Origin of the sequence: Streptomyces sp. NPDC048002 (genome assembly GCF_040653275.1) — a bacterium.
In the GTDB taxonomy this organism is placed as follows: domain Bacteria; phylum Actinomycetota; class Actinomycetes; order Streptomycetales; family Streptomycetaceae; genus Streptomyces.
In genome coordinates this window covers 45,948-53,000 of sequence record NZ_JBEZNL010000051.1, presented here as the reverse complement: position 1 = coordinate 53,000, position 7,053 = coordinate 45,948, and the positions used below count along the sequence as shown (strand labels likewise).

Annotated in this window: 9 protein-coding genes and 1 pseudogene; 3 read left to right on the top strand and 7 right to left on the bottom strand. The window is 73.2% G+C overall.

Going from position 1 to position 7,053, the window contains the following annotated elements; all coding sequences use genetic code 11:
- The 4 genes and pseudogenes from AB0E07_RS36245 to AB0E07_RS36230 all read right to left on the bottom strand — a co-directional run.
- Positions 1 to 110, bottom strand: a pseudogene (locus AB0E07_RS36245) (sulfate adenylyltransferase small subunit); the annotation flags it as partial.
- On the bottom strand, positions 107 to 658 hold the full coding sequence (cysC, locus tag AB0E07_RS36240; protein ID WP_362261595.1) for an adenylyl-sulfate kinase: 552 nt from the start codon (positions 656 to 658) through the stop codon (positions 107 to 109). The gene cysC and the pseudogene AB0E07_RS36245, both read right to left, overlap by 4 nt.
- A 174-nt stretch (positions 659 to 832) precedes the next feature.
- A complete protein-coding gene (locus AB0E07_RS36235; protein ID WP_362261593.1) occupies positions 833 to 1,654 on the bottom strand; it encodes a PaaX family transcriptional regulator C-terminal domain-containing protein in 822 nt (273 codons plus the stop codon).
- Positions 1,655 to 1,669: 15 nt separating this feature from the next.
- Positions 1,670 to 3,271 carry an AMP-binding protein gene (locus AB0E07_RS36230; RefSeq protein ID WP_362261591.1) on the bottom strand — a complete coding sequence of 534 codons (1,602 nt, stop codon included), beginning with the start codon at positions 3,269 to 3,271 and terminating at the stop codon, positions 1,670 to 1,672.
- Between the two features lie 145 nt (positions 3,272 to 3,416).
- Between AB0E07_RS36230 and AB0E07_RS36225 the strand changes: the two genes are divergently transcribed.
- The gene (locus AB0E07_RS36225) at positions 3,417 to 4,547 is read left to right on the top strand and encodes an acyl-CoA dehydrogenase family protein (RefSeq protein ID WP_362261589.1); all 1,131 of its coding nucleotides are present in this window, start codon (positions 3,417 to 3,419) and stop codon (positions 4,545 to 4,547) included.
- Positions 4,544 to 4,942: a RidA family protein gene (locus AB0E07_RS36220; protein ID WP_362261587.1), complete on the top strand. Its 399-nt coding sequence runs from the start codon at positions 4,544 to 4,546 to the stop codon at positions 4,940 to 4,942. Before AB0E07_RS36225 ends, AB0E07_RS36220 begins: the two co-directional genes overlap by 4 nt.
- Before the next feature lie 22 nt (positions 4,943 to 4,964).
- Here the strand turns inward: AB0E07_RS36220 and AB0E07_RS36215 are convergent, their stop codons facing one another.
- Positions 4,965 to 5,159 carry a DUF5999 family protein gene (locus tag AB0E07_RS36215; protein ID WP_362261585.1) on the bottom strand — a complete coding sequence of 65 codons (195 nt, stop codon included), beginning with the start codon at positions 5,157 to 5,159 and terminating at the stop codon, positions 4,965 to 4,967.
- A gap of 225 nt (positions 5,160 to 5,384) precedes the next feature.
- Here AB0E07_RS36215 and AB0E07_RS36210 point away from each other — a divergent pair, with 225 nt between their 5' ends.
- Complete coding sequence (locus tag AB0E07_RS36210; protein WP_362261583.1) at positions 5,385 to 5,813, top strand: DUF6299 family protein; 429 nt, start codon at positions 5,385 to 5,387, stop codon at positions 5,811 to 5,813.
- Between the two features lie 96 nt (positions 5,814 to 5,909).
- On the opposite strand, the gene AB0E07_RS36205 is transcribed toward AB0E07_RS36210, so the two are convergent.
- Entirely contained in the window at positions 5,910 to 6,560 is a 651-nt protein-coding gene (locus AB0E07_RS36205) for a DUF305 domain-containing protein (RefSeq protein ID WP_362261581.1), read from the bottom strand.
- A gap of 83 nt (positions 6,561 to 6,643) precedes the next feature.
- The gene (locus AB0E07_RS36200) at positions 6,644 to 7,033 is read right to left on the bottom strand and encodes a DUF6153 family protein (protein WP_362261579.1); all 390 of its coding nucleotides are present in this window, start codon (positions 7,031 to 7,033) and stop codon (positions 6,644 to 6,646) included.
- Between the last annotated feature and the right edge of the window lie 20 nt (positions 7,034 to 7,053).

The window sequence follows — 7,053 nt, the reverse complement described above, 5'->3', positions numbered from 1 at the left end:
TTGCCGCCGGAGAAGAGGATCACCGGCCGTTCGAACTCGCCCGCCACCTCGCGGAAGATGTGCACCGCCTCGGACTCCAACGCGTCCAGATGCGAGAGGGAGAAGCTCACACCAGCCCCCGCTCCGCCAGCAGCGCGTACACCGCGTCCGCCGACTCGGCCGGGCTCTGCTCCTGCGTCCGCAGCACCAACTCCGGGTCCACCGGCGGCTCGTACGGATCGTCGACGCCCGTCAGCCCGGCCAGCTCGCCGGCGGCCTGCTTCGCGTACAGGCCCTTGACGTCCCGCTCGCTGCACACCTCGACCGGAGTCGCCACATGCACCTCGAGGTACGAGGTGCTGCTCCTCAGGTGCCGTTCGCGCACGGCCTCGCGGCTGTCGGCGTAGGGCGCGATCACGGGGACCACGGACAGCACGCCGTTGCGGGCCAGCACCTCGGAGACCAGTCCGATGCGCTGCACGTTGGTGTTGCGGTCCTCCTTGGAGAAGCCGAGGCCCGCCGAGAGGAAGCGGCGTATCTCGTCGCCGTCGAGGACCTCGACGCGATGTCCTTCGGCCTTCAGCCGGTCACCGAGCAGGCGGGCGATCGTCGTCTTGCCCGCGCTCGGCAGCCCCGTGAGCCAGATGGTGGCTCCCTGAGCCCTTGCCGTCGTGGTCATGCGCAACAGTCCTCTTTTTCTTACCTGGCATACAACTCGACGCACACTAGGTGAGAAATCTGAGAGGAGTGACGGAAGAGCCTGAGGGTTCTCTAAGTGGCCATCTTTGTGAGGGGGATCACAGCCCGTCCCTCACAGCCCGTCCCTCACGGGCCGTCCCTCACGGACCGCCGGTCACCGGCCGCCCAGTCCCGCGAACCGCGCCCCCGCGTCCCTGAGCCGCTCGTGCAGCGCCCGGAACACCGCGGCCGAACGCACCCCCGGCCAGTCCTCGGGGAGCAGCCGCGCGGGCAGTCCCGGGTCGGCGTAGGGGAGGTGGCGCCAGGAGTCCAGGGCGAGGAGGTAGTCGCGGTACGCCTCCTCGGCCGGGGTGTCCTCGCGTCGCTCCCAGCCGTGCAGCACGGGCGCGTGGCGGTCGAGGAACGCCTCGTGCTCCTTGGCGACGGCCGCCAGGTCCCACCAGCGGGTGACCGCCTCGACGGTCGGCGTGAATCCCAGGTGCTCACCGCGGAAGAAGTCCACGTACGACTCCAGCCGCAGCCGCGCCAGGGTGTGCCGGGTCTCCTCGTACAGCCGCGCGGGAGCGATCCACACGCCGGGCGCGGCCGTCCCGAAGCCGAGGCCGGCCAGCCGGGAGCGCAGCACGTGCCGCTTCTGCCGCTCCGACTCCGGCACCGAGAACACCGCGAGCACCCAGCCCTCGTCGTCCGGGGGCGTGCCGGCGTAGATCCGCCGGTCGCCGTCGTCGAGCAACTGGCGTGCGTCGGGCGAGAGTTCGTAGCCGGCCGCGCCCTCGGCGGTGCGGGCCGGCACCAGCAGTCCGCGTCGTTTGAGGCGGGACACCGACGAGCGCACGGAGGGAGCGTCCACGCCGACCGCGGCCAGCAGCCGGATCAGCTCGGCGACGGGCAGCGGGCCGGGCACATGGCGGCCGTAGGCGCCGTAGAGCGTGACGATCAGGGACCGTGGTGCATGCTGGTCGGACACGTTGATCATCTTAGGTCGTCGCTGTCACTGCCGGTCACCCCCGGCACCGGCCGCCAGCCGCAGCTTGAACCGCTGGAGCTTGCCCGTCGCGGTGCGCGGCAGGGCGTCCAGGAACACGATCTCGCGCGGGCACTTGTACGGTGCCAACTCCTCCCGCACGAAGGCGCGCAGCACCTCCGCGTCCCGCCGCGCGCCCGGTCTGAGCACCGTGAACGCCAGCACGACCTGGCCGCGCGCCTCGTCGGGGCGGCCCACGACCGCCGTCTCCAGCACGTCCGGGTGACGCAGCAGCGCCTCCTCGACCTCGGGGCCCGCGATGTTGTACCCGGCCGAGATGATCATGTCGTCCGCGCGGGCGACGTACCGGAAGTACCCGTCACTCTCCCGGACGTACGTGTCACCGGTGATGTTCCATCCGCCGCGGACGTACTCGCGCTGCCGCGGGTCGGCGAGATAGCGGCAGCCGACCGGACCGCGCACCGCGAGCAGCCCCGGCCGGCCGTCGGGCCGCTCCCGGCCCTCGGCGTCGACCACGCGCGCCTGCCAGCCGGGCACCGGCACCCCGGTCGTGCCGGGCCTGATCCGCTCGTCGGCGGCGGAGACGAAGATGTGCAGCAGCTCCGTGGCGCCGATGCCGTTGATGATGCGCAGCCCGGTCCGCTCGTGCCAGGCCCGCCAGGTGGCCGCGGGCAGGTTCTCCCCGGCCGAGACGCAGCGGCGCAGGCCGGAGACGTCGTGCCCGTCGAGCTCGTCGAGCATCGCGCGGTAGGCGGTCGGCGCGGTGAACAGCACGCTGACCCGGTGCTCGGCGATCGCGGGCAACAGCTGCCGGGGACCGGCCTGTTCGAGCAGCAGGGCGCTGGCCCCGGCGCGCAGGGGGAAGACGACGAGTCCGCCGAGCCCGAAGGTGAAGCCGAGCGGGGGGCTCCCCGCGAAGACGTCGTCCGCGTCCGGCCGCAGCACGTGCAGGGAGAAGGTGTCGGCCACCGCCAGCAGGTCCCGGTGGAAGTGCATGCACCCCTTGGGCCGTCCGGTGGTCCCGGAGGTGAAGGCGATCAGCGCCACGTCGTCGCAGGCGGTGTCCACGGTCGGGTACGGGGTGTCCGGCGCCGCCCGGTTCAGCAGGTCGTCCGGTGTGTCACCGCCGTAGGTGGCGATCCGCAGCCCGGGTGTCTCGGCCTTGACGAGGTCGTCCACCGAGCGGATGTCGCACAGGGCGTGGCTCACCTCGGCCAGCTCGCAGACCGTGCGCAGTTCGTGCGGGCGCTGCTGGGCCAGCACGGTCACCGCCACCGCGCCGGCCTTGAGCACCGCCAGCCAGCAGGCCGCGAGCCAGGGGGTGGTCGGGCCGCGCAACAGCACCCGGTTGCCCGGGACGACCCCCAGATCGCCGCTGAGCAGATGCGCCAGCCGGTCGACACGGGCGCGCAGCTCGCCGTAGCTCCAGACGCCGCCGGGGGTGCGGAAGGCCGGCCGGTCGTCCGGGGGACCCTTGAGCAGCTCGTCGGCGCAGTTCAGCCGTTCGGGGTAGTGCAGCTCCGGCAGGTCGAAGCTGAGTTCGGGCCACTCCTCGGGCGGCGGGAGATGGTCGCGCGCGAAGGTGTCGCGATGCGCCGAGAGGTACATGCGTTGCGCCCCCTTGCCTGGTGGGCTCCCTGGTGGGCTCGCTCGTCGAGCGTATCGTGTTGGTGACGGCAGTCAACTGTGCGCGATACCTTTGGGGGAGCGGCTTCGCGGCTGCCACCCGGCGGCCGCTGGAGAGAGGACGGCGATGCCCGCATTCTCACTCGAACCGGAACAGAACGCCTGGTGTGCCGAACTGCGGCGGCTGGCCGCCGAGCGGCTCGCCCCGCTCGCCGAGAAGGGCGAGCCGGGCCGGGTCAACCGTCCGCTCGTCGCCGAACTGGGCCGCCTCGGTCTGCTGTCGCGGCTGTTCACCTCCGGCGCCCTGGACCTCTGCCTGATGCGGGAGTCCCTCGCCTACGCCTGCACCGAGGCGGAGACCGCGCTCGCCCTCCAGGGCCTGGGCGCCCACCCGGTGCACGCCCACGGCACCCCCGCCCAGCGCGCACGCTGGCTGCCCGGGGTCGGCGAGGGCACGGTGGTGGCGGCGTTCGCGCTCAGCGAGCCGGGGGCCGGCTCCGACGCGGCGGCCCTCGCCCTGGCCGCTGAGCCCGACGGCGCGTCCGGCTGGCGCCTGACCGGCGAGAAGACCTGGATCTCCAACGCCCCCGAGGCCGACTTCTACACCGTCTTCGCCCGCACCACCCCCGGCGCCGGCGCCCGCGGCGTGACCGCGTTCCTGGTCCCCGCCGACCGCCCCGGACTCACCGGCGCCCCCCTCGACATGCTCTCCCCGCACCCCATCGGCACCCTGGACCTCGACGCCGTCCCCGTCACCTCCGCCGACGTCCTCGGCGAGCCCGACCGGGGCTTCCGGGTCGCCATGGGCACCCTGAACCTGTTCCGGCCGAGCGTCGGCGCCTTCGCCCTCGGCATGGCCCGCGCCGCCCTGGACGCCACCCTCGCCCACACCGCCCGACGGGACGCGTTCGGCGCCAAGTTGAAGGACCTCCAGGCCGTCGCCCACGAGGTGGCCGAGATGGCCCTGCGGGTGGAGGCGGCCCGGCTGCTGGTCCTGGCGGCGGCGACGGCGTACGACGAGGGCGCCGGGGACGTGCCCATGCGCTCGGCGATGGCGAAGCTGCTGGCCACCGAGACCGCCCAGTACGTCGTGGACCGGGCCGTGCAGTTGCACGGCGCCCGCGCCCTGCGCCGGGGCCATCCGCTGGAGCACCTCTACCGCGAGGTCCGCGCCCCGCGCGTCTACGAGGGCGCGAGCGAGGTCCAACGGGGCATCATCGCCAAGGAGTTGTACGCGGACCTGGAGGACCGAGGATGACCGTCGAGCGAGTCGACCCGCCCGAGCTGTCCCCGCCCGCGGGGTTCTCCCACGCGGTCGTGGCCACCGGCACCCGACTGGTGTTCCTGGCCGGGCAGACGGCACTGGACGCGGACGGCAAGGTCGTGGGCGACACCCTCCCGGAACAGTTCGAGAGGGCGCTGGCCAATCTCCTGACGGCCCTGCGCGCGGCGGGCGGCACCCCGGACGGGCTGGCCCGGGTCACGGTCTACGCCACGGACGTCGCGCTGTACCGCGCGCACGCGCCCGAACTGGGCCGGATCTGGCGGCGGCTGGCCGGCCGGGACTACCCGGCGATGGCGGTGGTGGAGGTCGTACGGCTGTGGGACGAGCCGGCGCTGGTGGAACTGGACGGCTTCGCCGTGCTGCCGTAACCCCTGACGCCGGGCGGGTCGTTCAGGCGGCCATCGCCAGCCGGTCCGCGAGCACCCGATGCGGCGTCACGACCCGTCCGTCGGGCAGCAGTTCACCGGAGTCGTCGAAGACGATCGTGCCGTCGCACAGCAGGTTCCACCCCTGCTCGGGGTGGGCGGCGACGACCCGGGGTGCGTGCGGGCCGGGGAGCGAACACGAAGACCGGTGGGCACCCATGGCGCACCTCCACGTTGAGGATTTCTTCCGATGGACAGAGCATGCTCCCGCCGTGCACGCATCGCCACGGGTGCACCGTGAGCGTGACAACACGGGGACAACTCCCGGACGTTCCGGGGACGGCCGGGGCCAACTCGCCACCGAAGGAGTGACGATCACACGCGCGGGCGCGCCCGCCCGGTACTGGTGGAGCCCCCGAGTCCCTCTGTTCCGGAAGGCTTCCCCGTGCCCGTTCGCACCTCCCTCGGCATCGCCCTCGGCTCCGCCGCGTTCCTGCTCGCCGCCCCCGCGGCCCCGGCCGACTCCGCCCCGTACGAGACGGTGACCGTGGACCCCACGGGCCGGATCGCCGCCGACGGCACGATCACCCTCTCCGGCACGTACCGCTGCTCCGGCGGTTCGGGACCGGTCTTCGTCAGCTCCTCGGTCGGCGCGGCCGGCTCCTCGGTCCGCCACGGCATCGGCGGTACGCCGGCCCGCTGCGACGGCATGGAGCACCGCTGGGAGAACACCGGCACGCCGGGCTCGACCACCCTCGCACCGGGCCGCGCCCAGGTGGAGGCGAACCTGGTGGAACTGGACACCAGCGCTGGCCTGCCCCTCCCGTCCGTCCGCGCCGCCCACCGGCAGGAAGTAGCCCTGGTCGAGGGCTGACGGCGACCGGGCCGGAGGAGTACGCACCCCTCCGGCCCGGTACCGGCCCGGTACCGGTCAGAGCCGGTTGAGGAGGTCAGAGCCGGTCAGTGTCGATCAGAGCCGGTCGAGGAGGTCGCGGAGCTGCTCGACCTCGGCGGACTGCCCCCTCACGACGGCGGCGGCCAGCTTCCTGGCATCGGCGTTCTCGCCGACCCGCCGCTCGTCCTCCGCCATCGCGATGGCGCCGTCATGGTGCTCGATCATCATCTCGGCGAAGGCCCGGTCGAAGGCGGCACCCTTCAGCCCCTTCAGCTCCGCCATCTCCGAGGTGGACATCATGCCGCCACCGCCGTGCCCCGAGCCGTGCCCCGAGCCGTGCCCCGAGCCGTGCCCCGAGCCGTGGTCCGTCCCCGGCATCGAGGCGGCCGAGGTCGGCTGCTTCCAGCTCTTCAGCCAGTCCTTCATGGTCGTGATCTCGGGGTCCTGGGCCCGCTCGATCCTCCCGGCCAGCTCCACGACCTCCGGGTCGGCGGCCCGCCCGTCGGCCAGCTCCGCCATCTCCAGGGCCTGTTCGTGGTGCGGGATCATCATCTGCGCGAAGGCGACGTCCGCGTCGTTGAAGCCGGCGTCCGGCGCCGGTGACGCCGACCGGGACGCGGAGCTGCCGTGGCCGGTGCCGTCGTGGGAGTCGCCCCCGCAGGCGGAGACGAGAAGGGCCCCGGCGACGAGACCGGCGGCCACGAGGCCGCGCTTGACTGCGTTCATGGTGTTGCTCACCTTTTGTGTCGGTTCGTTCCTGCTGTGCGGACATGCCGAGTCACGGGCTGGCGCCCGTGGGGGATTTCGGCCTATTGCCGCAGAACCGACAGCTGGATGAGATCGGGGCCGCGCGGCGGGGGACGGGGCCGCGCCAGGGCGGCGACCTGCGCGAGCAGCCGCGCCACCCGGTCCGGGTCCCGGGCGAACGCCGAGCGCAACAGCGCGGCGAGCAACCGGACACCGAGGAGCACGGCCACGCACAGCGAGGCCATGTCCATCGGCACGGCGGGCTCATGGGTGGACGGCCCCTCCGCGGAGCGCTCCATCGGCGCCGCGTGCGAGACGCCCGCCGACCCGGAGTGCGAGGAGTCCTCGGGGTGCCCCAGGGTGTGCATCACGAACACCCCGAGCGCGAGCACGACGACGAGCAGGAGCTGCCCGAGGGCGGCTCCTGCTCGTACGTACGCGGTCGCTCGCACGGGGCGACCCTACCGAACGG